Genomic DNA, 25,576 nt, shown 5'->3' on the forward strand with positions numbered 1-25,576 from the left:
TACGCACGATTTTCGGCGCCCGCCAGCAAGGTAGGCCGTACTTACCTGGGGTTTTGGGGATCGGCGACCGGGTGACGGGGGTGCGGGCGGGGTGTTTTGCGACGAGCGACAAACCACATGCCATGGCACAAATCCCCCAAGGGCTCAAGATGAGTCCCATCAAGTGGAGAGGCGCGCCATGGAGCTGATTGCATGCAATCCGCAGGTCCTCCTCGAACGGGCCCGGGGTGCTCTTCTGGGACTGGCCGTGGGTGACGCCCTGGGCGCCCCCGCGGAGAACATGAAGCCGTCGGAGATCCGGGCGAAATGGGGCCGGATCGAGGGCTTCGTCTCGGACGACCCGGCCGGCACGGACGACACCGAGTACGCGATCTTCTCGGGGCTGCTGCTGGCCCGCCACGGATCGGCGCTCACCGTCGCCCACGTGGAACGCGCGTGGCACCACTGGATCGCGGACCTGGACGAGGGGCCGTTCCGCGGCGCCGGCTTCTCGGAGCGCGGCACGCTGGAGAACCTGCGCCGGGGCCTCGCCGCGCCGATCTCCGCGCAGCACCGGCACGCGTGGTCGGACGGACTGGCGATGCGGGCGGCGCCCTTCGGGGTCTTCGCGGCGGGCCGCCCGGCCGAGGCGGCGCGCCTCGTGGCCATCGACGGCTGCGTCAGCCACGACGGCGAGGGCATCTACGGGGGCCAGGCGGTCGCGGCGGGGGTCGCGGCGGCCATGGCCGGGGGCTCCCCGGCCTCGGTGATCTCCGCCGCCCTGTCGGTCATCCCCTCGGACTCCTGGACGGCGCGCTCCCTGCGCCGGGCGGTGACGGCCGCCCCGCGCGGCGAACGGGCGGTCCGCTCGGCGGTGGTCATCGGCGGCTACCCGTGGACGGATCTGGCCCCGGAAGCGGTCGGGCTGGCCTTCGGAGCCTTCGCCGCGTGCGGGGGCGACTTCGCCTCCTCGGTCCTGACGGCGGTCAACATGGGCCGCGACGCGGACACCACCGCGGCGGTGGCGGGCGCCCTGGCCGGAGCGATGTCCGGAGCCCCCGCGATCCCGGCCGCCTGGTCCTCGGCGATCGGCCCGGTCCGCGGCAGCTGCCTCCCCTCGATGCGCGGCTACCACGTCCTGGACATCGCGGACCTCCTCACCCCGGAAACCGAGACCCCCCGATGACCACCTCCAGCGACAACCCGGACCTGCGGCTCCGTACCGCCCCAGCGACGACCGCACCCCCCACCGCACCCCCCGGGGCTGTCGGAAGCACGGCGCGCGCGCAGCCCCGTACCGACCCGGTGGTGGCGCCCGTGCTGCTCGCCGACGGGCCGCGGCCCCGTACCGCACCACCCACCGAAGCCCCGGCAGGGGCCCGGCGGATCGAGGGGCTGCTGCTCGGGCTCGCCGCGGGCGATGCCGCCGGGTGGCCCGCCGCCCGGCACCGGGCCAGCCGGATGCCCGAGTGGACCCGCCGGCTCACCCGCGAGCTCGACACCTTCGCCGAGCAGAACGCCACCACCACGCTCCCCGTCCCCATCGCCCTCAACCAGCCCCCGGAGCCCCTGCGCCTCGGCCCGTCCGACGACGCCGAGTGGGCCGCCTTCGCCGCCGAGTCCGTCCTCACCGCCTCCGGGGTCCTGCTCAGCGACCTCTCCCGGTCCCGCCGCATGCGCGCAGCCATCGACCTCGCCTGGAACGCGCTGGCCAGCGAGGTCGCGGCGGCGGCCGAGCGGGCTCCCGAGGTGGAGTCGGCGGTGCTGCCCCTGCGGGCCCGGATCTCCGTCCGGGCCGGTCTCGGCAATCTCGCCACCGGCCTGCGCCCGCCCGCCACCGGCCACGACAACCCGCACTACTTCGACGACGCCGCCTGCATCCGCGCCTGCGTGCTCGCCGTCGTCCACCCCGGCGACCCGCACGCCGCGGCGGACCTGGCCGAGTTCGACGCCCGCTACACCCAGGACGGCGACGGGGTCCACGGCGCCCGCGCCATGGCCGCCGCCATCGCCACCGCCCTGGCCGGCGCGGACACGGACGCCGCCGTCGACGCGGCCCTCGAACAGCTTCCCGAGGCCACGGAGATCGGCCGCAACGCCCGGCACGCCGTCAAACTCGCCCGCGCGGAGCCGTCCGGGAGCGGGGCCTTCGCCATCGTCCCGCTCCTGGAGCACCAGATCGTCGACCACGTCTACAGCTACGGGATCGCCGCCGCGGAAACCGTCCCCGTGGCCCTCGCCCTGGCCACCGCGGCACGCGGCCGGGTCTGCGAGGCGGTGCCGGCCGCCGCCTGTCTGTCGCGGGTCGCGGACTCCGCCCCCGCCCTCGCCGGAGCCCTGACCGGCGTGCTCGGCGGCGGGGACTCCATCCCCGCGGCCTGGCGCGAGGCCTGCCGCACCCTCTCCGGCTGCGCGCTCCCCCGCCTGGCGGGCACCGACCTCGTCGAGCTCGCCGCCCTGCTCGCCCGTACGGAACTCACCTCGCCCAGGCCCTGACCCCGACCCGACCCCAAGGAAAGACCTGACCATGACGATGGACCCCACTCCCACCCTGGAAGACAGGATCACCGGCGCGCTCGTCGGCGCGGCCGTCGGCGATGCGCTCGGCGGCCCGGTGGAGGGCTGGACCCCGGAACAGATCGTGGAGCGGCACGGCGGCCGGGTGCACGGCATCGTCGGGCCGTGGCACCAGGACTGGCGCACGGCCAGGCCGATCGCCCCGTACCACAAGGGTGACGGCCACGTCACCGACGACACCCTCATGACGCACGCGCTGGTACGGGTCTACGAGGCCGTACGGGACCACCTGGACGCGTACTCGGTCGCCGAGCACCTGGTCCCGGACCTCATGACCACCCCGCGCTGGATCCCCGAGCTGGAGGCTGACGCCCTCCCCCTCCAGCGGGTCTTCCTCGCCGAGAAGTGGATCGTCACCCGGCTGCACTACGCGCACGTGGACCCGCGCGAGGCGGGCAGCGGCAACATCGTCAACTGCGGCGCGGCGATGTACATGGCGCCGGTCGGGCTCGTCAACGCGGGTCATCCGGCCGGGGCGTACGCGGAGGCCCTGGACATCACGGGCGCGCACCAGTCCTCGTACGGGCGGGAGGCGGCGGGCGTGTTCGCGGCGGCGGTCGCCGCGGCCTGCGCCCCGGGCGCCACCGCCTCCTCGGTGGTCGAAACGGCCCTGGACCTGGCCAAGGACGGCACCCGTGCGGCCATCGCGGCGGTGTGCGAAGTGGCCGTGCGCCACCGGGACTTCGAGTCGGCGCTGGCCCCGCTGCGGGCGGCCGTGGCCCCGTACGATTCGGTCGGCCCGGACTACCGCACCCCCTCGCTGGGGGCGCGGCGCCCCTCGCGACTCCACTCGATCGAGGAGCTGCCGATCGCCCTCGGCATGCTGCTCGTCGCCGACGGGGCCTACGAGCCTTCGGTGCTCGGCGCGGTCAACTACGGCCGGGACTGCGACTCCATCGCCACCATGGCGGGAGCGATCGCCGGGGCCCTCGCCGGCGCCTCGGCGGTCCCGGAGGCCTGGGCCAAGCAGGTCGCGGAGGCCAGCCGCCTCGACCTGCACGCCCCGGCGGCCGCGCTGGCGGCGGTGACCCGGGAGGTCTTCGCCCGGGACGGTTCCCGCCGCCGGTCCCACGAAGCCGCCTTCGCCGCCCTGACGGCCCCCCGATGACGGCCGCCGCCCCGCCGCCGACCGTTTCCCCGAGCCCGGCCCCGGGAGCAGAGGTCCGGAGCCCGGCCGCGGCGGCCGGGGAAGGTTCCCCCACCCCGCCCCTTCCCGAAACCGGGGGCAGGCCCCTGGACCCCGGCCCCCCGGGGCCGCCCGCCCCGGACGGCGGAACGGGCCCGGCGGCCGGGTCCGGGTCCGGTGACCCCGTCCGGCTCACCTGGGTCCAGCCGGAGGACCTGGTCGGCCACGAGTTCCGGCAGGCCGCCGAGGACGGGCGCGGCGAGGCCGCGGAGCCCCTGCTGCGCGTCTGGCTCGCGGCGGGCGGCCATCCGGCTCCGCCCAGGGCGGGGGCTTCCCCCGCCCCGGCCCGGCCGGAGCTCCGGGCCCTGGCGTCCGACCTCCTGACGGCCCTGGCGGCCCTGCCCCGCCCCGGGGCGGCCGCCGAACCGGACCTCTGGCCCGCCATCACGACCACCTGGCCGGCAGAGGGGCCTGCAGCCGCCGGGCCCCGCCGGAGCTGGAGCTCCGCCGAAGGCGCGCGCCCCGCCGCCGGCCCCCCGCTGCGCCGCAGGCTGGAGGCCGCCTGGCTCGGCCGCGCCGTCGGGTGCGTGCTCGGCAAGCCCGTGGAGAAGCTGCCGCTGCACGGGATCCGGGCCCTGGCCCGGGCCGCCGGGAACTGGCCCCTCGACGACTGGTTCACCGAACGCGGCGTACCACCGGAGGTACTCGCCGCCCACCCGTGGAACCGCCGCTCCGCCCCCACCTCCCTCGCCGAGAACATCGACGGGACCCCCGAGGACGACGACCTCAACTTCCCCCTCCTCGGCCTGCTCCTCCTCCAGCGCCACGGCCACGGGTTCACCACCGCCGACCTGGGCCGGCTCTGGCTCGACGAGCTCCCGGCCGGCCGGACCTTCACCGCCGAGCGCGTCGCGTACCGCAACCTCCTCCAGGGGCTGGAGCCCCCCGCCACCGCCACCCACCACAACCCCTTCCGCGAGTGGATCGGCGCCCTCATCCGCGCCGACGTCCACGGCTGGACCAACCCGGGCGATCCGGCCGCCGCCGCGGCCCAGGCCTACCGGGACGCCGCCCTGACCCATACCGGCAACGGCGTCTACGCGGCCCTGTTCGTCGCCGCCGCCACCGCCACCGCGGCCACCGGCCGGGCCGACGTCCACACCGCGCTGCGGGCCGGGCTGGCCGTCGTACCGCCCCGCTCGCGCCTCGCCGAGGCCGTCCGCTTCGGGATCGCGACCGCCGCGGCGGCGGGAGCGGACGGCTTCGACCGGGTCGTCGACCGGCTCCACGCCCGCTACGGCCACTACCACTGGGTCCACGCCGTCCCCAACACCGCCCTGATCGCCGCCGCGCTCACCCACGCCGACGGGGACTTCACCCACTCCGTCTGCCGTGCGGTGTCCGGCGGTTGGGACACGGACTCCAACGGCGCCACCGCTGGCGCCCTCGCCGGACTGATCATGGGATCACCCGAGAGGATCCCGCACCGCTGGACCGCCCCGCTGAAGAACCGCCTCGCCACCACCGTCCCCGGCTTCGACGGCATCGGCTTCGACACCCTCGCCGGGCTCACCGCCCGGCTCGCCCGCCCCACCGCACAGGAGGCAGCCCGCTCATGACGGCCATCGCCGTGCTCGGCAGTACCAACATGGACCTCGTCGCCTACGTCTCCAAGGCCCCCCGCCTCGGCGAGACCGTCACCGGCCGCGCGTTCCGCACCGTCCCCGGCGGCAAGGGCGCCAACCAGGCCGTCGCCGCCGCCCGCGCCGGAGCGGAGGTGGTGATGATCGGGGCGGTCGGGGCGGACGAGTTCGGCGTACGGCTGCGCTCCGCGCTCGCCTCGGCCGGGGTGGAAACGGCGGCCCTGCGCACCGTCGAGGGTGCCAGCGGGACCGCGCACATCACCGTGGACGACGAGGGCGGCAACAGCATCATCGTCATCCCCGGCGCCAACGCCCAGGTCACCGCCCTGGAGCCGGGCGACGCCTCCCGCATCGGCGCCGCCGGCTCCCTGCTCCTCCAGCTCGAACTCCCCCTGGAGGCCGTGCTCGAAGGCGCCCTCGCGGCCCGCGCCCACGGGGTCCGGACGATCCTCACCCCGGCCCCCGCCCAGCCGCTGCCCGCGGAACTCCTCGGCGCCACCGACCTGTTGGTGCCCAACGAACACGAGGCCGCCGCGCTCACCGGCCTCACCGATCCGTACCTGGCCGCCGCCGCCCTGCTCGAGGACGTGCCCGAGGTGGTCGTCACCCTCGGCGCCGCCGGGGCCCTGTACGCCGCCCGCGGCCGGGAGCCGGTGACCGTGCCCGCGCCCCGGGTGCGGGCGGTGGACACCACCGCCGCCGGGGACACCTTCGTCGGCGCGCTCGCCGTGGGCCTCGACGAGGGCCGCGCGATGCCCGAAGCCATCGCCTGGGCCTCGTGCGCTGCCGCACTGTCCGTCCAGCGCCCGGGAGCCCAGGACTCGATGCCGACCCGCGCCGAGATCGTCGCGTTCGCCGCCGGGCAGGGCATCCGCTGATGACCGCATCCCACGCCACGGCGGCACGACCCGGCTCCGGGCCCCTGCGGGGACTGCGCGTCCTCGACCTCGCCACCCTCTTCGCCGGCCCCCTCGCGGCCACCCTCCTCGGCGACTTCGGCGCCGAGGTGGTCAAGGTCGAGCATCCGAGCCGCCCCGACCCCTCCCGCGGCCACGGCCCCGCCAAGGACGGCATCGGCCTCTGGTGGAAGCTGCTCGGCCGGAACAAGCGGACGATGACCCTCGATCTGTCGACGCCCGGCGGCCGGGACACCCTGCTGCGGCTGGCCGCCACCGCCGACGTGGTCATCGAGAACTTCCGCCCCGGCACCCTGGAGCGCTGGGGTCTGGGCTGGCCCGAGCTGTCCGCCGCCAACCCGCGGCTGATCCTGACCAGGGTGACGGCCTTCGGCCAGGAGGGCCCGTACGCCCACCGGCCCGGCTTCGGCACCCTCGCGGAGGCGATGAGCGGGTTCGCCGCGATCACCGGGGAGCCGGAGGGGCCGCCGACGCTGCCGCCCTTCGGGCTGGCGGACTCCATCGCCGCGCTGACCACCGCGTACGCCGTGATGACGGCGCTCGCCGGCCGCGACCGGACCGGGCACGGGCAGGTGGTGGACCTGGCGATCATCGAGCCGATCCTCACCGTGCTGGGCCCGCACCCGCTCTGGTACGACCAGCTCGGCTACGTACAGCCGCGCACCGGGAACCGTTCCACCAACAACGCCCCCCGCAATACGTACCGCAGCGCGGACGGGCGCTGGCTGGCGGTCTCCACCTCCGCCCAGTCCATCGCCGAGCGCGTGATGCGGCTCGTCGGCCGGCCCGAGCTGATCGGCGAGCCCTGGTTCGCCACGGGCTCCGGTCGGGCCGCCCACGCGGACGTCCTCGACGAGGCGGTCGGCGGCTGGATCGCCCGCCACAAGGCGGACGAGGTGACGGCGGCCTTCGAGGAGGCCGAGGCCGCGGTCGCCCTGGTCTACGACGTACGGGACGTCATGGCCGATCCGCAGTACGCGGCCCTGGACACGGTCACCGAGGTCGAAGACCCCGAACTCGGCCCGATCCGCATGCAGAACGTCCTCTTCCGCCTCTCCGAGACCCCCGGCGCGATCCGCTGGGCGGGCCGTCCGCACGGAGCGGACACCGAGGCCGTCCTCACCGAACTCGGCCTCACCGAAGCCGAGATCGCCGAGCTCCGCACCGAAGGTGCCCTGTGATCCTGACCTGGCTCTACGTACCGGGCGACCGCCCGGCAGTCGTCACCAAGGCCCTGTCCGCCGGGGCCGACGCCGTCATCGTGGACTTGGAGGACGCGGTATCGGCCTCCCGCAAGGAGTACGCCCGCGCCGCCACCGCCGAACTCCTCGGCGCCCGCCACCAAGTCCCGGTCCACGTCCGCGTCAACGCCCTCGACTCCCCCTGGGGAGGCGCCGACCTCACCGCCCTCGGCGGGCTCCACGGCCTCGCCGGACTGCGGCTGCCCAAGATCTCCGCACCCGAGCAGATCGTCGGCGTCGCCGAACGCACCGGCGGGGTGGCCCTGTACGCCCTGCTGGAGTCGGCGGTCGGCGTGGAACGGGCCTACGAGATCGCCCGCGCGCACCCCGCCCTGCGCGGGCTGTCCCTGGGCGAGGCCGATCTGCGCGCCGACCTCGGGATCACCGCCGAGGCGGGCCTGGACTGGCCGCGCTCCCGGGTGGTGGTGGCGGCCCGCGCGGCCGGTCTCGCGCCGCCCGCCCAGTCCGTGTTCCCCGACATCCGGGACCTGGAGGCGCTGGCCGCCTCCTGCGCCCGGGGCCGGTCGCTGGGCTTCCTGGGCCGTGCGGCGATCCACCCGCGCCAGCTCCCGGTGATCGCGCGGGCCTACCTGCCCGGTCCGGAGGAGGTCACGGCGGCCGAGGAGATCGTGGCGGCGGCCCGCCGCACCCCGGGCGCGGTGGCCCTGGCCGACGGCCGTTTCGTGGACCCGGCGATGCTGGCGGGCGCGGAACGGGTCGTGGCGCTGGGCCGGCGCGGGGCCCCGGTGCCTTCGTGAGAAACGGGAGGGGCGCCGCGCGATGTGCGCGGCGCCCCTCCCGTGTCGACCGGAACCCCGGTCAGAGCTTCTTGGCCTCGGCGGCCGCATCCTTCGGCTCGGCCTCGGGGGCCTGTGCCTCGAGAGCCTCGGCGTCCTCGGCCTTGGCGTCTTCCCCCTTGGCGTCCTCGGCCTTGGCGAGTTCCACCTTGGCATCCACCGCCTCGGCGTCGCCCTCGCCGTCCTTCGCCTCCGCCGGGGCGTCCCCGCCCTCGGCTCCGGCAACGGCGTCGGAGCCGGAGTCGGTGTCCGGCTCGACGACCTCCTCGCGGCCCGGCCGCAGCTTCGCCGAGAGCACCAGGTAGACCACGGCCAGGACGAAGACCACGATCGCGGTCCACACGTTGAGCCGCAGGCCCAGGATGTGGTGGGCCTCGTCGACCCGCATGTACTCGATCCAGCTCCGCCCGACGCAGTACGCGGCCACGTACAGCGCGAACGCCCGCCCATGCCCGAGCTTGAAGCGGCGGTCGGCCCAGATCACCAGGAGGGCGACGCCGACGCACCAGAGCGACTCGTAGAGGAAGGTCGGGTGGTAGGTCCCGGCGACGCGGTTGGGGCCGTCGCTGATCTCCACTGCCCAGGGCAGGTCGGTGGCGCGGCCGTACAGCTCCTGGTTGAACCAGTTGCCCCAGCGCCCGCAGGCCTGGGCCAGCGCGATCCCGGGGGCCAGGGCGTCCGCCCAGGCGGGCAGCGGGATGCCGCGCACCCGGCAGCCGATCCAGGCGCCGACCGCGCCCAGCGCGATCGCACCCCAGATGCCGAGGCCGCCCTGCCAGATCTTGAAGGCGTCGACCCAGTCGCGGCCCTCACCGAAGTAGAGCTGGTAGTCGGTGATCACGTGGTAGAGGCGACCGCCGACCAGGCCGAACGGGACCGCCCACACGGCGATGTCCGCGACCGTGCCCGGCTTTCCGCCGCGGGCGACCCAGCGCTTGTTGCCGAGCCAGACGGCGACGAAGACGCCGATGATGATGCAGAACGCGTAGCCGCGCAGCGGGATCGGTCCGAGATGGAGCACGCCCGTCGACGGACTGGGAATGAAGGCAAGGTTCATGGCAAGACCCGACGCTACCTTGCCGGACGGTGGGGACCACAACCCGTCCGGCAAGCTGCTGCCGAATCGAGACGGGGGTCTCAGTCGTCCGAAGCCGCCTTCGTGGACGTAGAGGTGGACGTAGAGGACGTAGTGGACGCGCCGCCCGACGAGGAGGTGCCCGATCCCGTCTTGGCCCCCGACCTGGCCGACGCGGAGGCCGAGGGGGAGGCCGAGCGGGCCGAGGAGGCCTGGGACGGCGACGGGGACGCGGACGGGGAGGGGGATCCGGACGGCTTCGCGGCCCCCGGGCCGCCCTTGCCGGCCGCCTCCACCTTCTCCTTGAGCTTCTGCGGGGTCAGCGGGTTGGCCTGGTCCGCGAAGATGTCCTTGCCGTCGAGCAGGACGGTCGGGGTGCCGCGGAACTTGCCCGCGCGGAAGGCGTCCTGCGACTTCTTCACCCAGCTGTCGTGGGTGCCGTCCTGCACGCACGTGCGGAACTCCGGGGTGTCCAGCCCCGGCACCTTGGCGGCCAGCTCCAGGAGCTTGGCGTTCTTGCCGTAGGCGTCGTTGGTTTCCTCCGGCTGGTTCTCGAAGAGCACGTCGTGGTACGGGGAGAACTTGGCCCCGTCCTGGGCGCAGGCCGCCGCGTTGGCGCTCCGGAGGGAGCCGGTGCCGCCCATGTTCCCGTCGATCAGGGTGACGAGGTGGTATTCGACCTTGAGCAGGCCCTTGGCCTCCAGGTCGTGGATGGTGTCCCGGTAGTTGGTCTCGAAGGCCTTGCAGGCCGGGCAGCGGAAGTCCTCCCACACGGTCAGTGTGGAAGGGGCCTCGGGCTTGCCGGCCTGGATGGCGAGCGCGTCCTTGCCGGTCGCACCGGAGGGGGCGACCAGGGGGCCGCCCTTCGCGGACGAGCCGCCCTTGCCGGTGTTCGCCGCGATCAGGCCGACGACGGCCGCGAGACCGAGTACGCCGACCACCGCCGCCGACACCACGAGGGTGCGCCTGCGCTTGTCCTTGGCCTTCTGCCGCTCGCGCTCCGCCTGGAGTCGCTCGCGGGCCGATCGTTTCGTCGCATCGCGGTTCGCACCGTCGTTCATGTCACTCACGTTCCGCCAAACGAAGCAGGGAGGCACTCTCGTGCCTCCCTGCCCCTACTTCCACCCGATCGGGCTACAGAACCCCGTCCGCGGCCCGTCCGGCGTCAGCTTCTGCGTACGCCTTCCGCAAGCTCGCCCGCCAGGGCCCGTACGGCGTCCAGCCCGGCTGCCAGGTCCGGTGCGTCCAGCAGCAGCTTCACGAAGGCCGAGCCGACGATCACCCCGTCGGCGAAGCCGGCCACCTCCTTGGCCTGGACGGCGTTGGAGACGCCCAGACCGACGCAGACCGGGAGCTCGCTGGTGGCGCGGGTGCGGCGGACGAGGTCCGCGGCCTGGTTGCCGACGGACTCGCGGGTGCCGGTGACGCCCATGAGCGAAGCGGCGTAGACGAAGCCGGAACCGGCCGCCGTGATGGTGGCCAGACGCTCGTCCTTGCTGCTGGGGGCCACGACGAAGACGGTCGCCAGACCGTGCTTGGCCGCGTGCTCGCGCCACAGAGCGGACTCCTGGACCGGCAGGTCGGGCAGGATGCAGCCCGCGCCGCCGGCCGCGGCGAGCTCCGCGGCGAACCGCTCGACGCCGTAGCGGTCGATGGGGTTCCAGTACGTCATGACCAGGATCGGGGCGCCCGTGGCCTCGTGCGCCTCGCGCACGGTCCGCAGGGTGTCGGCGATCTTGACGCCGCCGCGCAGGGCGATGTCGTCGGCGGTCTGGATGATCGCCCCGTCCAGGACCGGGTCGCTGTGCGGGAGGCCGATCTCGACCACGTCCGCGCCGCCCGCGATGACGGCCTTGACGGCCTCGATGGCCCCGTCCACGGTCGGGAAGCCCGCCGGGAGGTAGGCGACGAGGGCCGCGCGGTCCTCGGACTTCGCCTTGGCGAGGGTGGCCGAGAGGAGTTCGATGTTGCCGCTCACTTGGTCTCCCCCTCGGAGGCGTTGGTGTCGTACAGGTTGAAGTAGCGGGCGGCGGTGTCCATGTCCTTGTCGCCGCGGCCGGACAGGTTGACGACGAGCAGCCCGTCCTTGCCGAGCTCCTTGCCGAGGTCCAGCGCGCCCGCCAGCGCGTGCGCCGACTCGATGGCCGGGATGATGCCCTCGGTGCGCGAGAGCAGTCGCAGGGCCTGCATCGCCTGGTCGTCGGTGACCGCGCGGTACTCGGCGCGGCCCGCGTCCTTGAGGTAGGAGTGCTCCGGGCCGATGCCCGGGTAGTCCAGACCGGCCGAGATGGAGTACGGCTCGGTGATCTGGCCCTCCTCGTCCTGCAGGACGTAGGAGCGCGATCCGTGCAGGATGCCGGGCTCGCCCGCGGTCAGGGTGGCCGCGTGCTCGCCGCTCTCCACGCCGTGCCCGGCGGGCTCGAAGCCGACCAGGCGGACACCGGCGTCCGGGATGAAGGCGTGGAAGAGGCCGATGGCGTTCGAGCCGCCGCCGACGCAGGCCGCGACGGCGTCGGGCAGCCGTCCGGCGCGCTCCAGGATCTGGCGGCGGGCCTCGACGCCGATGACGCGGTGGAAGTCGCGGACCATGGCCGGGAAGGGGTGGGGACCGGCGACCGTACCGAAGAGGTAGTGGGTGCGGTCCACGTTGGCGACCCAGTCGCGGAACGCCTCGTTGATGGCGTCCTTGAGGGTGCGCGAGCCCGACTTCACGGCGATGACCTCGGCGCCCAGCATGCGCATGCGGGCCACGTTGAGGGCCTGGCGCTGGGTGTCGATCTCGCCCATGTAGATGGTGCACTCGAGGCCGAAGAGGGCGCAGGCGGTGGCGGTGGCCACGCCGTGCTGCCCGGCGCCGGTCTCGGCGATGACGCGGGTCTTGCCCATGCGCTTGGTGAGCAGCGCCTGGCCCAGCACGTTGTTGATCTTGTGCGAGCCGGTGTGGTTCAGGTCCTCGCGCTTGAGGAAGATCCGCGCGCCGCCGGCGTGCTCGGCGAACCGGGGCACCTCGGTGAGGGAGCTGGGGCGGCCGGTGTAGTTGACCATCAGGTCGTTGAGCTCGGCCGCGAAGGCCGGGTCGACCTTGGCCTTCTCGTACTCGACGGCGACCTCGTCCACGGCGGCGACGAGCGCCTCCGGGATGAACTTGCCGCCGAACTCGCCGAAATAGCCCTCGGCGTTGGGGATGTGGCCCTCGGGGTCCGGAATGAAGAACTCGCTGGTGGCGCTGGACATGCCCAGGTACTCCTACGGATGCGACGCGGATGTCTTCACCGTATTGCGCCGCCCGCCCGCGACGACCACACCCCGCTGGGGCGTGTGCGTGCGGTACGGGGCGGCCCGCCCCCGGAGCCGGCGGCTCGGGCGGCAGGCCGTACGGGTACGCCTACGGGCGCGGTGTACGGGTACACCACGGCCGGGGCGGCCTCGTTACGGCGCGTCGGGGGTACGCCATCGCATGCCGTTGACCTGACCGGGCTCGGAGCCGATCACGTACCGGACCCGCCGCCCGTGCACGCGCCGGGCCGGGGCGCGGCAGCCGCGGGGGCGGCAGCCGCGCGCCAGGGGCGCGTGCGCCGTCGGCACTCCGGCCAGGCGGGAGCCGGGCCGGGTGCGGACGGTGGGGCGGTCGTGGGTCATGGGACGGGTCAGCTCCGCCCGTGGCGCAGGGCGGGGTGGGCTCCGGCGGCGACGAGATCGGCCACGGCCGACTTCGGGTCGCGGCCGGTCACCAGGGACTCGCCCACGAGGACGGCGTCGGCCCCCTCGTTGGCGTAGGCGATCAGGTCGTGCGGCCCGCGGATGCCGGACTCGGCGACCTTGACGATGTGGGCCGGGATCTCGCCGACGATGCGCTCGAAAGTGGAGCGGTCGACCTTGAGGTCCTTGAGGTTGCGGGCGTTGACGCCGATGATCTTGGCGCCTGCCGCGACCGCACGCTCGATCTCCTCCTCGTCGTGGACCTCGACGAGCGGGGTGAGTCCGATGGACTCGGCACGCTCGATGAGGGAGACCAGGGCCTCCTGCTCCAGGGCCGCGACGATCAGCAGCACGAGGTCGGCGCCGTAGGCGCGGGCCTCCCACAGCTGGTAGGCCGTGACGATGAAGTCCTTGCGCAGGATCGGGATGTCCACGCGGGCGCGGACGGCCTCCAGGTCGGCCAGCGAGCCACCGAAACGGCGCTGCTCGGTGAGGACGGAAATGACCGCCGCACCGCCCGCTTCGTAGTCGGCGGCGAGCCCGGCCGGATCGGCGATGGCGGCCAGCGCACCCTTGGACGGGCTGGAGCGCTTGACCTCGCAGATCACCTTGACGCTGTCACCGCGCAGGGCAGCGACGCCGTCCTTGGCCTGGGGCGCCTTGGCGGCACGCTCCTTGAGCTCGTCGAGGCTGACGCGCGCCTGCCGTTCGGCAAGGTCTTCGCGGACCCCTTCGATGATCTCGTCGAGCACACTCACGCGAGCGGCCCCCTTCCGGGTCGATGGCGGTCGGCCGCCTTGCGGACACGTACAACCGCAAGGTCAGCAGTTCAAATGGTATCCGCAGGACGCCTTGCCCTCCGCACACGGTTGACGGCGTCCCAGTAAATGGACATGCGGAAGCTTTACTTCATCTATACCTCAGGGTGCCAGGAAAGAGCCCGCGGGCAGGTTCCGGACGACCGAGAAGACCAGGGCCACCACGCCGATCGCCCACCAGTACACCGGCTTCATGACCAGCCTCGGGGCCCGTCCGCCGCGGTAGGCGCGGACCAGCCACAGCACCATGAATCCCGCGAAGACGAAGTAGCCGACCACCGCCAGGGCGTTCGCCCCGAGGGCCGTCACGAGATCGCCCTGGGCGAACGCGTGCGCACTGCGCAGTCCCCCGCAGCCGGGGCAGAGCACCCCGGTCAGCCGGAACAGCGGACAGACCGGGTAGTGGCCCGGTTCGTACGGGTTCACCGTGCCCACGTACGCGAGGGCCGCGGTGGCGGCGGCCAGCGTGAGCGCCGGGGAGGCCAGCCGCCGGGACCGGGAGACGGGACCGGCCGCGGGGCCGGGCGCGGCATCGGGCGCGGAACCGGGCCGCGGTATCGCCGCGGGCACGGCTGGCGCCGCGGACGGCGCGCGTTCTGGAGTGCGAGAGGCGTCCACCCGCTGATTCTCTCCGCTCATGACAAAAGGCGCAGCCCGACAGGGCCGCGCCTTTGGAAGTCGGTGGCCCGGTTCGGGCCCGACTCGTCTCAGACCTTGGCCAGGCGGTTGGCGGCGATGACCTCGGAGAGGTCCTTGTGGGTGGCCTTCGGCGCACCCATGCCCGCGGCCTTCATGGCCATACCCACGACACCGCCGAGGACGACGACGACGAGGCCGGCCCAGAAGCCCAGCGGGTTCGCCAGCACCATGAAGGCGCCGGAGACGCAGAAACCGATGAAGGCGATGATGACACCGGTCCAGGCGGCCGGGGTGTGTCCGTGGCTAGTGCCCGCCATGAGTTGCTCCTCGTACTCGGGTGTGCTCTGTCGCACGCCGCACGTGCTGTGTCGAACGCTCGGTGCTCATTGTCCCGCACCGCAGGGCCGCTCGGATCAGGGGGTCCCGGTCGGGTCCTCGCCCCGGTCCAGAGCCTTCCACAGATCCTCGGGCCGGTCCGGGTCCACCACGGCCGCCGTACGGGGCTTCGCGCTGCCGTCGCGCTCGTAGCGGCCGCCCATCGCGGGCCAGGCGCGCCCGAACCGCAGGGCCAGCAGCCCCGCCACCAGGATCAGCGCCGCACCGCCCGCCGTCACGTAGGGCCACGCCGTATGGGTCAGGCCGGCCACGTGGGCCGCGGTGTCCGCCGTCGTACGCGCGGCCGCCGCGTCCAGGGCCTGGCGGCCGTCGGCGTTGACCAGCGCGGCCGCCGCCGCGCCCAGGCCGCTCAGGGCGAGCAGCGCCGACACCAGCAGCCGGCCCTTGCCGCGTACGGCGAAGACGGCGACCAGGGCGGCGAGGCCCACGATGGCCAGGGCGGCCGGCAGTCCGGTGACGCTCTGGCCGTCCGCGCTCAGCGGCAGCGAGCCGCCGCCGAAGGCGGCCGTGCCCCGGGCCCACACCCGCCCGGAGGCGAGCAGGACGACGGTGGCACCGAGGGTGCCGAGCAGCAGGGCGACGGCCACGCTGCGGCGGCCGCCGCTGCGGCCTTCCGGGACCTCGGGTTCGGACCCGGGGGCGGTGGCGGCGCGGTCGATTCGGGGGCGGGGTACGGCACTCACGCCCCCCACTATCCCCTACCGGCTCAGGAGCCGTGGAGGCGGTTCGCCGCTCCCACCGCGCGCAGCACCGCGGCGGCCTTGTTGCGGCACTCCGCGTCCTCCAGTTCGGGCACCGAGTCCGCGACGACCCCGGCGCCGGCCTGCACGTACGCCTTGCCGTCGCGCAGCAGCGCGGTGCGGATGGCGATGGCGGTGTCGGAGTCCCCGGCGAAGTCGAGGTAGCCGACGCAGCCCCCGTAGAGCCCGCGGCGGGTGGGCTCCAGCTCCTCGATGATCTGCATGGCGCGCGGCTTGGGGGCGCCGGAGAGGGTGCCGGCCGGGAAGCAGGCGGTGAGGACGTCGAAGGCGGTCTTGCCCGGGGCGACGCGGCCCGTCACCGTCGAGACGATGTGCATGACGTGCGAGTACCGCTCGATGCTCATGAAGTCGACGACCTCGACGGAGCCCGGCTCGCAGACCCGGCCCAGGTCGTTGCGGCCCAGGTCGACGAGCATGAGGTGCTCGGCGCGCTCCTTGGGGTCGGCCAGCAGCTCGTCGGCGAGCTCGTTGTCCAGCTGCGGGGTGGCGCCGCGGTGCCGGGTGCCTGCGATCGGGTGGACCATGGCCCGGCCGTCCTCGACCTTGACCAGCGCCTCGGGGCTGGACCCGACCACGTCGAAGCCGTTCTCGAAGCGGAAGAGGTACATGTACGGGGACGGGTTGGTGGCCCGCAGGACCCGGTAGACGTCGAGCGCGGAGGCCTTGCAGGGGGTCTCGAACCGCTGCGAGGGCACCACCTGGAAGGCCTCGCCGGCCCGGATCCGCTCCTTCACGTCCTCGACGGCCTCCTGGTACTTCTCGCCGCCCCACAGGGCCGAGTACTCGGGAAGTTCGGAGGCCGGCAGCGGCATCGGCGCGTACGGGGCGGGCCGCGCGAGGTCGGCCTCCATCGCGTCGAGGCGGGCGACGGCGTCCGCGTACGCCTCGTCCACGCCGGCTTCGAGGTCGTTGTGGTTGATCGCGTTGGCGATGAGCAGGACGGTGCCGTCCCAGTGGTCCAGGACCGCCAGGTCGGAGGTGAGCAGCATGGTCAGCTCGGGCAGCTGGAGGTCGTCTTCGGTGTGCTCGCCGATGCGCTCCAGGCGGCGCACGATGTCGTAGCCGAGGTAGCCGACCATGCCGCCGGTGAAGGGCGGCAGGGTGGAGGAGAGGTCGCGGGGGGTGTGCAGGGCCTCGACGGTGATCCGCAGGGCCTCCAGCGGGTCGCCGGAGGTGGGCACGCCCACGGGCGGGGTGCCGATCCAGTGGGCCTGGCCGTCGCGGACGGTCAGGGTGGAGGCGCTGCGGACGCCGACGAAGGAGTAGCGCGACCAGGAGCGGCCGTTCTCGGCGGACTCCAGGAGAAACGTCCCGGGGCGTTCGGCGGCCAGCTTGCGGTAGAGCCCGACGGGCGTGTCCCCGTCCGCCAGCAGCTTGCGGCTGACGGGGATGACGCGGCGGTCGGCCGCGAGCTTGCGGAACGTCTCAAGATCCATGGCGTGGGACCCTACCTCTTCGGCTGCGGCTGTTCGGCTTCGACGGCGGGGGCGGCGGGGCCGGTCAGGGGCAGGACGTCGGCGTCGAAGCACGTACGGGCCCCGGTGTGGCAGGCCGCCCCGACCTGGTCCACCTGGACGAGCAGGGTGTCGGCGTCGCAGTCGAGGGCGACGGACTTCACGTGCTGGAAGTGGCCGGAGGTGTCGCCCTTGACCCAGTACTCCTGACGGCTGCGCGACCAGTACGTGCAGCGGCCGGTGGTCAGGGTGCGGTGCAGGGCCTCGTCGTCCATCCAGCCGAGCATGAGCACCTCACCGGTGTCGTACTGCTGGGCGATGGCCGGGACCAGACCGTCCGCGGAGCGCTTGAGGCGGGCGCCGATGGCGGGATCGAGGGAGGACGTACTCATGGATCCCATTGTGCCGGGCCGGTGCGGGGATCACGGCTCCCTGTCCGCCTGATGGGCAGGCGTGGCAGGTGTTCCGGCCGTAGGCTGGCCCGCATGTCTACCCATGCGAAGCGTGAACGACTGCTGCTGGCCGACCTGTTGGAGTCGGCCGGGCCCGAGGCGCCGACCCTGTGCGACGGCTGGCGGACGCGGGAGCTCGCGGCGCACGTGGTCGTGCGCGAGCGCCGCCCGGACGCGGCGGGCGGACTCCTGCTGAACGTCCTCAAGGCCCGCCTGGACCAGGCGATGGCGGAGTACGCGGCCAAGCCGTACGAGGAACTCGTGCAGCTGATCCGCACCGGCCCGCCGAAGATGTCCCTCTACTCCCTGAAGCAGATCGACGAGGCGGCCAACGCGGTGGAGTTCTACGTCCACGCCGAGGACGTCCGCCGCGCCCAGCCGGACTGGTCCCCGCGTCCGCTGGACCCGGTCTTCTCCGACTCCCTCTGGTCCCGCCTGGAGAAACTGGCCCGCCTGACGGGCCGCCGCTCCCCGGTGGGCCTGGTCCTGCGCCGCCCGAACGGCCAGACGGCGGTGGCCCACAAGGGCACCCCCGTGGTCACGGTGACGGGCGAGCCGGGAGAACTGACCCTGTTCCTGTTCGGCCGCCAGGCCGCTGCCGCGGTGGAACTGGACGGGCCGAAGGAGGCCATCGCGAAGCTGACGGTGGCGAAGCTCGGGATCTGACAAATCCAGCCCCGCCGGCGTTTGAGGCGCGGGGTCTGGGGCGGAGCCCCAGGAAGGGTCCGGGCGGAGCCCGGGGAACGGTGGAAGGGCGGGTAGGGGACAAGCCCCGCAGGGCCACGTCACAACGAATCAGGCGAAGGCCAGCTCCGCGCGGCGGACCGCCGGGGCCGAGGTCCCGACGATCGCGCCCGCCATGCTCACCGCGGCGCCGGCCAGGAACACCGGGGTCACCCCCCAGAGGTCCGCGGCCAGGCCGAAGACGGGATACGCCAGCGGCGCCAGCCCCACCGCCGTGAAGGCCATCACCGAGCTGACCCGCCCCAGGTACGAGGGGTCCGTGGCCGTCTGGATCAGGGCGACCGCCAGGCCTCCGCAGATCCCGCAGACCAGGCCCGTCAGCAGGGCCAGCACGACCGCCACCGGCAGGCTCGGCGCCAGGACCAGCCCGCCGATGCCGGCCGAGCCGAGGATCAGGGTGAGGTTCTGGACTGCCCCGGCCCGGGGGAACCGCGGGATCAGGGTCAGCAGGAGCGCGCTCGCCGCCGCGCCCACCCCCATGCCGCCGACGATCCAGCCGACCCCGCCCGCGCCCCAGCCGCGGTCCTGCGCGACCAGGATCAGCCCGAGCGTCATCGGCGCGGACGTGCCCAGCTGGCTCAGCGCCCCGGACAGGACCAGGGGGCCGATCAGCCCGTGCCCCCGTATGTACCCGAGGCCCGACCGGAGCTGGCTCCACGGACTCTCCCGGGGCAGCGCCGAAGACGCCGGAGCCGGGCCCGAGGGCTCCCCGAGCGGGGAGATCCGTACCGCCACCAGCAGCACCAGCGAGAGCCCGAACAGCGCCGAGGCCACCCCGAAGGCCGCCGCCGGCCCGCCGAGGCCCATCGCCAGACCGGCCACCGGCGGCCCGGCGGTGTGCCCGACGCGCTCGGCGAGGCTGCGCATCCCCTGGACCCGGACCAGCTGCCCCGGCGCGGCGATCCGCGGCGGCAGTGCGCCGACGGCCGGCATGAACAGGGCGTCCACGACGCCGAAGACGAGCGCCACGAGGACCAGGATCCACAGGCCCGGTGCGGTCAGGGCGACCAGCCCGGCCAGTGCCAGGATCACCGCGCAGCGCACGGCGTCCGAGGAGATCACCACCAGCCGGGGGCCGAAGCGGTCGGCGATCACTCCGCCGCCCAGCATCAGCAGGGCCCGCGGGACCGCGCCGACGGCCATGACCACCCCGACCTCGGCCGGGCCGGCGGTCTGCGCCGCCGTCCAGCCGAGGGAGAGGAAGTAGACCCCGTCCCCGATGAGCGAAGCCCCGTAGGCGGCCAGCCAGCGCAGGACGTTGCCGTCCCGCCAGACGCTCCCCGGCCCTGGCCCCGGCCCCGCACCCTTGCCGATGTCGTTCCCGCTCAACCCGCACCCGCCCCCAGGTGGAACCTCTAGGTCGTCCTAGCGGACCGGGTGGCCCGCCTCCCGCAGCACGTCCTTGACCTGGCCGATGCGCAGGTCGCCGAAGTGGAACACGGACGCCGCGAGGACCGCGTCGGCCCCCGCCGCGATCGCCGGCGGGAAGTGTGCGAGCTTGCCCGCGCCGCCCGAGGCGATCACCGGTACCGTGACGTGCTTGCGCACGGCCGCGATCATCTCGGTGTCGTAGCCGTCCTTGGTACCGTCCGCGTCCATCGAGTTCAACAGGATTTCCCCGGCGCCCAGTTCGGCCGCGCGGTGGGCCCACTCGACGGCGTCGATGCCGGCGCTCCGCCGGCCGCCGTGGGTGGTCACCTCGAAGGAGCCGGAGGCGGTGCGGCGGGCGTCGACCGACAGCACCAGCACCTGGCGGCCGAAGCGCTCCGCGATCTCCTGGATGAGCTCGGGCCGCGCGATGGCGGCGGTGTTCACGCCGACCTTGTCGGCGCCGGCCCGCAGCAGCTTGTCCACGTCGTCGGCGGTGCGTACGCCGCCGCCCACGGTCAGCGGGATGAAGACCTGCTCGGCGGTGCGGCGCACCACGTCGTAGGTGGTCTCGCGGTTCCCGGAGGAGGCGGTGATGTCGAGGAAGGTCAGCTCGTCGGCGCCTTCGGCGTCGTAGAGCTTGGCCATCTCGACGGGGTCGCCGGCGTCGCGCAGGTTCTGGAAGTTGACTCCCTTGACGACCCGGCCGTTGTCCACGTCCAGGCAGGGGATCACCCGTACGGAGAGGGTCATGCGGAGCCTCCGGCGACGGGGCCGAAGGCCTCGACCTCCACCTCGACGACCATGCTCGGGTCGACGAACCCGTTGACGATGATCAGCGTCGAGGCGGGGCGGATCTTGTCGAAGAGCTCGCTGTGGGCGCGGCCGACCTCGTCCACGTCACGGGCGTGCGTGAGGTAGAGGCGGGTGCGGACCACGTGCTCGGGGCCGAGTCCGGCCTGCTCCAGGGCGTTGAAGGCCACGCTGAAGGCCTTCTTCGTCTGGTCGTACGGGCCGCCCGCGTCGGCTCCGGTGCAGCCGGAGACCAGGACCAGCCCGTTGGGGAGCTGGACGGCGCGGGAGTAGCCGAGTACGTCCTCGTAGGCGCCGCCGGAGGAGATGCGTCGGACGTCTGAACGGTTCGTGGAGCTGTTCTCGGAACTCATGCGGAGACCACCTTCAGGGCTTCTTCGAGCGTGAACGCCTTGGCGTACAGGGCCTTGCCTACGATCGCGCCCTCGACCCCGTCCCCGACCAGGGCGGCCAGCGCGCGCAGGTCCTCGAGGGAGGAGATGCCGCCGGAGGCGACGACGGGGCGGTCGGTGGCGGCGCAGACGTTCTTGAGCAGCTCCAGGTTGGGACCGGTGAGGGTGCCGTCCTTGCCGATGTCGGTGACGACGTACCGGGCGCAGCCTTCGGAGTCCAGGCGCGCGAGGGTCTCGTAGAGGTCCCCGCCCTCGCTGGTCCAGCCGCGGCCCTTGAGGGTGGTGCCGCGTACGTCGAGGCCGATGGCGATCTTGTCCCCGTGCTCGGCGATGGCCTTGGCGGCCCACTCGGGGGTCTCCAGGACGGCGGTGCCCAGGTTGACGCGGGTGCAGCCGGTGGCGAGGGCGGCGGCGAGCGAGGCGTCGTCGCGGATGCCGCCGGACAGCTCGACCTTGATGTCCATGGCGCCGGTGATCTCGGCGACGAGCGCGCGGTTGTCCCCGGTGCCGAAGGCGGCGTCCAGGTCGACCAGGTGCAGCCATTCGGCGCCGGCGGCCTGCCAGGCGAGGGCGGCCTGGAGCGGGGAGCCGTAGGAGGTCTCGCTGCCGGACACGCCGTGGACGAGGCGGACGGCCTGGCCGTCGCGCACGTCCACCGCGGGAAGCAGTTCGAGCTTCTTCTGGGTCGTCATCACAGGGTCTCGATCCAGTTGGTGAGGAGCTGGGCGCCGGCGTCCCCGGACTTCTCGGGGTGGAACTGGGTGGCCCACAGGGCGCCGTTCTCCACCGCCGCGACGAACCGCTCGCCGTGCGTGGCCCAGGTGACCTTGGGTGCCTTGATCAGCGGGTTGGTGACTTCCAGGGTCCAGTCGTGGGCCGCGTAGGAGTGCACGAAGTAGAACCGGGCGTCCTCGTCGAGACCCGCGAAGGCCTGGCTGTCCGCCGGGGCGTCCACGGTGTTCCAGCCCATGTGGGGGACGATCGGGGCCTTGAGCGGGCCGACCGTGCCGGGCCACTCGTCGAGGCCTTCGGTCTCCACCCCGTGCTCGATGCCGCGCTCGAAGAGGATCTGCATGCCGACGCAGATGCCCATGACCGGGCGGCCGCCGGACAGCCGGCGGCCGATGATCCAGTCGCCGCGCGCGTCCTTGAGCCCCTGCATGCAGGCCGAGAAGGCGCCGACGCCGGGGACGAGGAGTCCGTCGGCGTCCATGGCCTTGTCGTAGTCGCGGGTGATCTCCACGTCCGCGCCGGCGCGCGCGAGGGCGCGCTCGGCGGAGCGGACGTTGCCGAAGCCGTAGTCGAAGACCACGACCTTCTTGGTGGGGCTGACTGCGCTCATTCCCAAATCCCCTGGATCCGCAGGACTCCGGCGACGAGGCACAGCGCGGAGCTGATGGCGAGCAGGATGACGACCGACTTGGGCATCTTCTGCTTCTGGAAGGAGTAGACGCCTCCGGCCAGGAAGAGGCCGAGGACGATCAGGATCGTGTTGAGCCCGTTCACGCTAGAGGGCGCCCTTCGTGGAAGGCAGGATCCCGGCCGCGCGCGTGTCGAACTCGGCGGCGTAGCGCAGGGCGCGGGCCAGGGCCTTGAACTGGCACTCCACGATGTGGTGGGCGTTGCGGCCGTACGGCACGTGGATGTGCAGCGCGATCTGGGCCTGGGCGACGAAGGACTCGAAGATGTGCCGGGTCATCGTCGTGTCGTACGAGCCGATCATCGGCGCCATGTTCTCGGGCTCGGTGTGCACGAGGTACGGGCGGCCGGACAGGTCGACGGTCACCTGGGCGAGGGACTCGTCGAGCGGCACGGTGCAGTTGCCGAACCGGTAGATGCCCACCTTGTCGCCGAGGGCCTGCTTGAAGGCGGCGCCGAGCGCGAGCGCGCTGTCCTCGATGGTGTGGTGGCTGTCGATGTGCAGGTCGCCCTCGGTCTTGACCGTGAGGTCGAAGAGGCCGTGGCGGCCGAGCTGGTCGAGCATGTGGTCGTAGAAGCCCACGCCCGTCGAGACGTCGACCTTGCCGGTGCCGTCGAGGTTTATCTCGACGAGGACCGAGGTCTCCTTGGTGGTCCGTTCGACCCGTCCGATGCGGCTCATGCGTGCTGCTCCTTCTTCAGTGCGCGAACCGCTTCCAGGAACGCGTCGTTCTCGGCCGGGGTGCCCGCGGTGACCCGCAGCCAGCCCGGTACGCCGTTGTCCCGGACCAGGACGCCCTGGTCGAGGATCTTCTGCCAGGCGGTGTGGGAGTCCTCGAACCGGCCGAACTGTACGAAGTTCGAGTCGGAGTCGGTGACCTCGAAGCCGATCCCCCGCAGCTCGGTGACCAGGCGGTCGCGCTCGGCCTTGAGCTGCTCGACGTAGCCGAGCAGGGTGTCGGTGTACTCCAGGGCGGCCAGCGCGGTCGCCTGAGTGACGGCCGACAGGTGGTACGGCAGGCGTACGAGCTGCACGGCGTCGACCACGGCGGGGTGCGCGGCCAGGTAGCCCAGGCGCAGTCCGGCCGCGCCGAAGGCCTTGGACATGGTCCGGGAGACCACCAGGTTGGGGCGGCCCTCGATCAGCGGCAGCAGCGAGTCCCGGTGGCTGAACTCCACGTAGGCCTCGTCCACGATGACCACGGAGGGCCCGGCCGCCTGCGCGGCCTCGTAGATCGCCAGGACCGTCTCCGCCCCGACGGCGGTACCCGTGGGGTTGTTGGGCGAGGCGATGAAGACCACGTTGGGGGCGTGCTCGGCGATGGCCCGCTCCGCCGACTCCAGGTCGATCGTGAAGTCCTCGTTGCGCGGACCGGAGATCCACTCCGTGCCGGTGCCGCGCGCGATCAGCGCGTGCATCGAGTACGAGGGCTCGAAGCCGATCGCGGTGCGGCCGGGCCCGCCGAAGGTCTGCAGCAGCTGCTGGAGGACCTCGTTGGAGCCGTTGGCGGCCCATACGTTCTCCAGCGCGACCGCGTGCTTGCCCGTACGGGTCAGGTAGGCGGCCAGCTCGGTGCGCAGCTCGACCGCGTCCCGGTCGGGGTAGCGGTTGAGGGTGCGGGCGGCCTCGGCGACGCGCTCGGCGATGCGGGCGACGAGCGCCTCGGGCAGCCCGTACGGGTTCTCGTTGGTGTTGAGCTGGACGGGGACGTCGAGCTGCGGGGCCCCGTAGGGGGTCTGGCCGCGCAGCTCGTCGCGGACGGGGAGGTCGTCGATGGAGAGGACGGCCGCTGCGTCCTGCGTGCCCGTCGCGTCCTGCGTGCCCGTCGTGTCGTGCGTGCCTGTCATGCCTGCGGAACCTTCCACCCGAATCGCGCCTTGAGAGCCGCGCCGTGCGCGGGCAGGTCCTCCGCCTCGGCGAGCGTCACCACGTGGTGGGTGACTTCGGCGAGGGCGTCCCGCGTGTAGTCGACGATGTGGATGCCGCGCAGGAAGGACTGCACGGACAGGCCCGAGGAGTGGCAGGCGCAGCCGCCGGTGGGCAGCACGTGGTTCGATCCGGCGCAGTAGTCGCCGAGCGAGACCGGGGACCAGGGGCCGACGAAGATCGCGCCGGCGTTGCGCACGCGGGCGGCCCAGGCCGCCGCGTCGGCGGTCTGGATCTCCAGGTGCTCGGCGCCGTACGCGTCGACGACCTTGAGCCCGTCCTCCAGGGAGTCGACCAGCACGACCGCGGACTGGCGGCCGGCGAGCGCGGGCTTGATCCGGTCCTCGATGTGCTTGGTGGCCGCGACCTGCGGCTCCAGCTCCTTCTCGACGGCGGCCGCGAGCTCCTCGGAGTCCGTCACCAGTACGGCGGCGGCCAGCGGGTCGTGCTCGGCCTGGCTGATCAGGTCCGCGGCGACGTGCACCGGGTCGGCCGTGGAGTCGGCGAGGACGGCGATCTCGGTCGGGCCGGCCTCGGTGTCGATGCCGATCCTGCCCGTGAAGTAGCGCTTGGCGGCGGCGACCCAGATGTTGCCGGGGCCGGTCACCATGTTCGCCGGGGCGCACTCCTCGGTGCCGTACGCGAACATCGCGACGGCCTGGGCGCCGCCGGCGGCGTACACCTCGTCCACGCCGAGCAGGGCGCACGCGGCGAGGATCGTCGGGTGCGGCAGGCCGTCGAACTCGACCTGCGGCGGGGAGGCCAGCGCGATCGACTCGACGCCCGCCTCCTGGGCCGGTACGACGTTCATGACGACCGAGGACGGGTACACCGAGCGGCCGCCCGGGGCGTACAGCCCCACGCGCTCCACCGGAACCCACTTCTCGGTCACCGTTCCACCGGGGACCACCTGGGTGGTGTGCTCGGTGCGGCGCTGGTTGCGGTGCACGATCCGGGCGCGCCGGATCGACTCCTCGAGTGCGGCGCGGACGGCCGGGTCGAGCGCCTCCAGGGCGGCCTCGATCGCCTCGACGGGGACCCTGATCCGGGAAAGGGTCACTCCGTCGAACTTCTGCGCGTACTCGATCAGCGCCGCGGTCCCACGATGATGGACGTCCTCGCAGATGGGCCGCACCTTCTCCAGGGCGGCTTCCACGTCGAACTCGGCACGGGGCAGCAGATCGCGCAGGGCGCCACCCTCGGGGAGGGTGTCACCGCGCAGGTCGATACGAGAGATCACGTTCCAATTCTCTCAGACCGCCTCGCGCCACCGTTCGTCCGTATCACTGGCTGATACACGCCACGGACGTTCCCGGATGTCACAGCGGCCCTTTAGCGT

General features: G+C 73.3%; 27 protein-coding genes and 1 pseudogene. 8 read left to right on the forward strand and 20 right to left on the reverse strand.

What is annotated here, in order from left to right; translation table 11 throughout:
* Window positions 1-178: 178 nt before the first annotated feature.
* From OHU74_RS09150 to OHU74_RS09180, 7 genes are read left to right on the forward strand one after another with little or no spacing between them, the layout of a single operon-like run.
* The gene (locus OHU74_RS09150) at window positions 179-1,165 is read left to right on the forward strand and encodes an ADP-ribosylglycohydrolase family protein (protein WP_330295919.1); all 987 of its coding nucleotides are present in this window, start codon (window positions 179-181) and stop codon (window positions 1,163-1,165) included.
* Entirely contained in the window at window positions 1,162-2,475 is a 1,314-nt protein-coding gene (locus OHU74_RS09155) for an ADP-ribosylglycohydrolase family protein (protein ID WP_371615426.1), read from the forward strand. The genes OHU74_RS09150 and OHU74_RS09155 overlap by 4 nt, the downstream gene beginning before the upstream one ends.
* Before the next feature lie 31 nt (window positions 2,476-2,506).
* Window positions 2,507-3,664: an ADP-ribosylglycohydrolase family protein gene (locus OHU74_RS09160; RefSeq protein ID WP_371615427.1), complete on the forward strand. Its 1,158-nt coding sequence runs from the start codon at window positions 2,507-2,509 to the stop codon at window positions 3,662-3,664.
* Entirely contained in the window at window positions 3,661-5,301 is a 1,641-nt protein-coding gene (locus OHU74_RS09165) for an ADP-ribosylglycohydrolase family protein (RefSeq protein WP_371615428.1), read from the forward strand. The genes OHU74_RS09160 and OHU74_RS09165 overlap by 4 nt, the downstream gene beginning before the upstream one ends.
* A complete protein-coding gene (gene rbsK / locus OHU74_RS09170; RefSeq protein WP_371615429.1) occupies window positions 5,298-6,203 on the forward strand; it encodes a ribokinase in 906 nt (301 codons plus the stop codon). The genes OHU74_RS09165 and rbsK overlap by 4 nt, the downstream gene beginning before the upstream one ends.
* On the forward strand, window positions 6,203-7,423 hold the full coding sequence (locus OHU74_RS09175) for a CaiB/BaiF CoA transferase family protein (protein ID WP_371615430.1): 1,221 nt from the start codon (window positions 6,203-6,205) through the stop codon (window positions 7,421-7,423). The genes rbsK and OHU74_RS09175 overlap by 1 nt, the downstream gene beginning before the upstream one ends.
* Window positions 7,420-8,241 (forward strand): CoA ester lyase, encoded by an 822-nt coding sequence (locus tag OHU74_RS09180; protein ID WP_371615431.1) that lies wholly within the window; start codon window positions 7,420-7,422, stop codon window positions 8,239-8,241. The genes OHU74_RS09175 and OHU74_RS09180 overlap by 4 nt, the downstream gene beginning before the upstream one ends.
* A gap of 61 nt (window positions 8,242-8,302) precedes the next feature.
* Here OHU74_RS09180 and lgt read toward each other — a convergent pair whose 3' ends face one another.
* The 11 genes and pseudogenes from lgt to hisI form a co-directional block, all read right to left on the reverse strand.
* The gene (gene lgt / locus OHU74_RS09185) at window positions 8,303-9,337 is read right to left on the reverse strand and encodes a prolipoprotein diacylglyceryl transferase (protein ID WP_371615432.1); all 1,035 of its coding nucleotides are present in this window, start codon (window positions 9,335-9,337) and stop codon (window positions 8,303-8,305) included.
* A 293-nt stretch (window positions 9,338-9,630) separates the two neighbouring features.
* Window positions 9,631-10,416, reverse strand: a pseudogene (locus tag OHU74_RS09190) (DsbA family protein); the annotation flags it as partial.
* A gap of 104 nt (window positions 10,417-10,520) precedes the next feature.
* Window positions 10,521-11,333, reverse strand: coding sequence for a tryptophan synthase subunit alpha (gene trpA, locus OHU74_RS09195; protein ID WP_371615433.1), 813 nt, complete (start codon window positions 11,331-11,333; stop codon window positions 10,521-10,523).
* Window positions 11,330-12,589: a tryptophan synthase subunit beta gene (gene trpB, locus OHU74_RS09200; protein WP_371615434.1), complete on the reverse strand. Its 1,260-nt coding sequence runs from the start codon at window positions 12,587-12,589 to the stop codon at window positions 11,330-11,332. The genes trpA and trpB overlap by 4 nt, the downstream gene beginning before the upstream one ends.
* A 195-nt stretch (window positions 12,590-12,784) precedes the next feature.
* Window positions 12,785-12,994, reverse strand: a complete 210-nt coding sequence (trpM, locus tag OHU74_RS09205; RefSeq protein WP_371615435.1) for a tryptophan biosynthesis modulator TrpM — start codon at window positions 12,992-12,994, stop codon at window positions 12,785-12,787.
* A gap of 8 nt (window positions 12,995-13,002) precedes the next feature.
* On the reverse strand, window positions 13,003-13,812 hold the full coding sequence (gene trpC, locus OHU74_RS09210) for an indole-3-glycerol phosphate synthase TrpC (protein WP_356517739.1): 810 nt from the start codon (window positions 13,810-13,812) through the stop codon (window positions 13,003-13,005).
* 162 nt (window positions 13,813-13,974) lie between these two features.
* A complete protein-coding gene (locus OHU74_RS09215; protein ID WP_371615436.1) occupies window positions 13,975-14,511 on the reverse strand; it encodes a DUF2752 domain-containing protein in 537 nt (178 codons plus the stop codon).
* A 68-nt stretch (window positions 14,512-14,579) separates the two neighbouring features.
* The gene (locus OHU74_RS09220) at window positions 14,580-14,828 is read right to left on the reverse strand and encodes an HGxxPAAW family protein (RefSeq protein WP_371619620.1); all 249 of its coding nucleotides are present in this window, start codon (window positions 14,826-14,828) and stop codon (window positions 14,580-14,582) included.
* Window positions 14,829-14,924: 96 nt separating this feature from the next.
* The gene (locus tag OHU74_RS09225) at window positions 14,925-15,599 is read right to left on the reverse strand and encodes a TIGR02234 family membrane protein (protein ID WP_371615437.1); all 675 of its coding nucleotides are present in this window, start codon (window positions 15,597-15,599) and stop codon (window positions 14,925-14,927) included.
* A 14-nt stretch (window positions 15,600-15,613) separates the two neighbouring features.
* Window positions 15,614-17,104 carry an anthranilate synthase component I gene (locus OHU74_RS09230; protein ID WP_371615438.1) on the reverse strand — a complete coding sequence of 497 codons (1,491 nt, stop codon included), beginning with the start codon at window positions 17,102-17,104 and terminating at the stop codon, window positions 15,614-15,616.
* A gap of 11 nt (window positions 17,105-17,115) precedes the next feature.
* A complete protein-coding gene (hisI, locus tag OHU74_RS09235; RefSeq protein ID WP_371615439.1) occupies window positions 17,116-17,523 on the reverse strand; it encodes a phosphoribosyl-AMP cyclohydrolase in 408 nt (135 codons plus the stop codon).
* Between the two features lie 84 nt (window positions 17,524-17,607).
* Between hisI and OHU74_RS09240 the strand changes: the two genes are divergently transcribed.
* Window positions 17,608-18,240 (forward strand): TIGR03085 family metal-binding protein, encoded by a 633-nt coding sequence (locus OHU74_RS09240; protein ID WP_371615440.1) that lies wholly within the window; start codon window positions 17,608-17,610, stop codon window positions 18,238-18,240.
* 129 nt (window positions 18,241-18,369) lie between these two features.
* Here the strand turns inward: OHU74_RS09240 and OHU74_RS09245 are convergent, their stop codons facing one another.
* Genes OHU74_RS09245 through hisD form a run of 9 tightly spaced genes read right to left on the reverse strand, consistent with a single transcriptional unit; the run spans window position 18,370 to window position 25,477 of the window.
* Window positions 18,370-19,647, reverse strand: a complete 1,278-nt coding sequence (locus tag OHU74_RS09245) for an MFS transporter (protein ID WP_371615441.1) — start codon at window positions 19,645-19,647, stop codon at window positions 18,370-18,372.
* Between the two features lie 36 nt (window positions 19,648-19,683).
* A complete protein-coding gene (gene hisF, locus OHU74_RS09250) occupies window positions 19,684-20,439 on the reverse strand; it encodes an imidazole glycerol phosphate synthase subunit HisF (RefSeq protein WP_330295938.1) in 756 nt (251 codons plus the stop codon).
* Window positions 20,436-20,852, reverse strand: coding sequence for a RidA family protein (locus OHU74_RS09255; RefSeq protein WP_371615442.1), 417 nt, complete (start codon window positions 20,850-20,852; stop codon window positions 20,436-20,438). Before OHU74_RS09255 ends, hisF begins: the two co-directional genes overlap by 4 nt.
* Window positions 20,849-21,583, reverse strand: coding sequence for a bifunctional 1-(5-phosphoribosyl)-5-((5-phosphoribosylamino)methylideneamino)imidazole-4-carboxamide isomerase/phosphoribosylanthranilate isomerase PriA (gene priA, locus OHU74_RS09260; protein ID WP_330295940.1), 735 nt, complete (start codon window positions 21,581-21,583; stop codon window positions 20,849-20,851). Before priA ends, OHU74_RS09255 begins: the two co-directional genes overlap by 4 nt.
* Window positions 21,583-22,233: an imidazole glycerol phosphate synthase subunit HisH gene (hisH, locus tag OHU74_RS09265; RefSeq protein WP_371615443.1), complete on the reverse strand. Its 651-nt coding sequence runs from the start codon at window positions 22,231-22,233 to the stop codon at window positions 21,583-21,585. The genes priA and hisH overlap by 1 nt, the downstream gene beginning before the upstream one ends.
* Complete coding sequence (locus OHU74_RS09270; RefSeq protein ID WP_371615445.1) at window positions 22,230-22,397, reverse strand: hypothetical protein; 168 nt, start codon at window positions 22,395-22,397, stop codon at window positions 22,230-22,232. Before OHU74_RS09270 ends, hisH begins: the two co-directional genes overlap by 4 nt.
* 1 nt (window position 22,398) lies before the next feature.
* Complete coding sequence (gene hisB / locus OHU74_RS09275; protein ID WP_243330267.1) at window positions 22,399-22,992, reverse strand: imidazoleglycerol-phosphate dehydratase HisB; 594 nt, start codon at window positions 22,990-22,992, stop codon at window positions 22,399-22,401.
* On the reverse strand, window positions 22,989-24,158 hold the full coding sequence (locus OHU74_RS09280) for a histidinol-phosphate transaminase (RefSeq protein WP_371615446.1): 1,170 nt from the start codon (window positions 24,156-24,158) through the stop codon (window positions 22,989-22,991). Before OHU74_RS09280 ends, hisB begins: the two co-directional genes overlap by 4 nt.
* Window positions 24,155-25,477 (reverse strand): histidinol dehydrogenase, encoded by a 1,323-nt coding sequence (gene hisD, locus OHU74_RS09285; RefSeq protein WP_371615447.1) that lies wholly within the window; start codon window positions 25,475-25,477, stop codon window positions 24,155-24,157. The genes OHU74_RS09280 and hisD overlap by 4 nt, the downstream gene beginning before the upstream one ends.
* Window positions 25,478-25,576: the final 99 nt, after the last annotated feature.

The organism is Streptomyces sp. NBC_00454 (genome assembly GCF_041434015.1).
Taxonomy (GTDB): Bacteria; Actinomycetota; Actinomycetes; order Streptomycetales; family Streptomycetaceae; genus Streptomyces.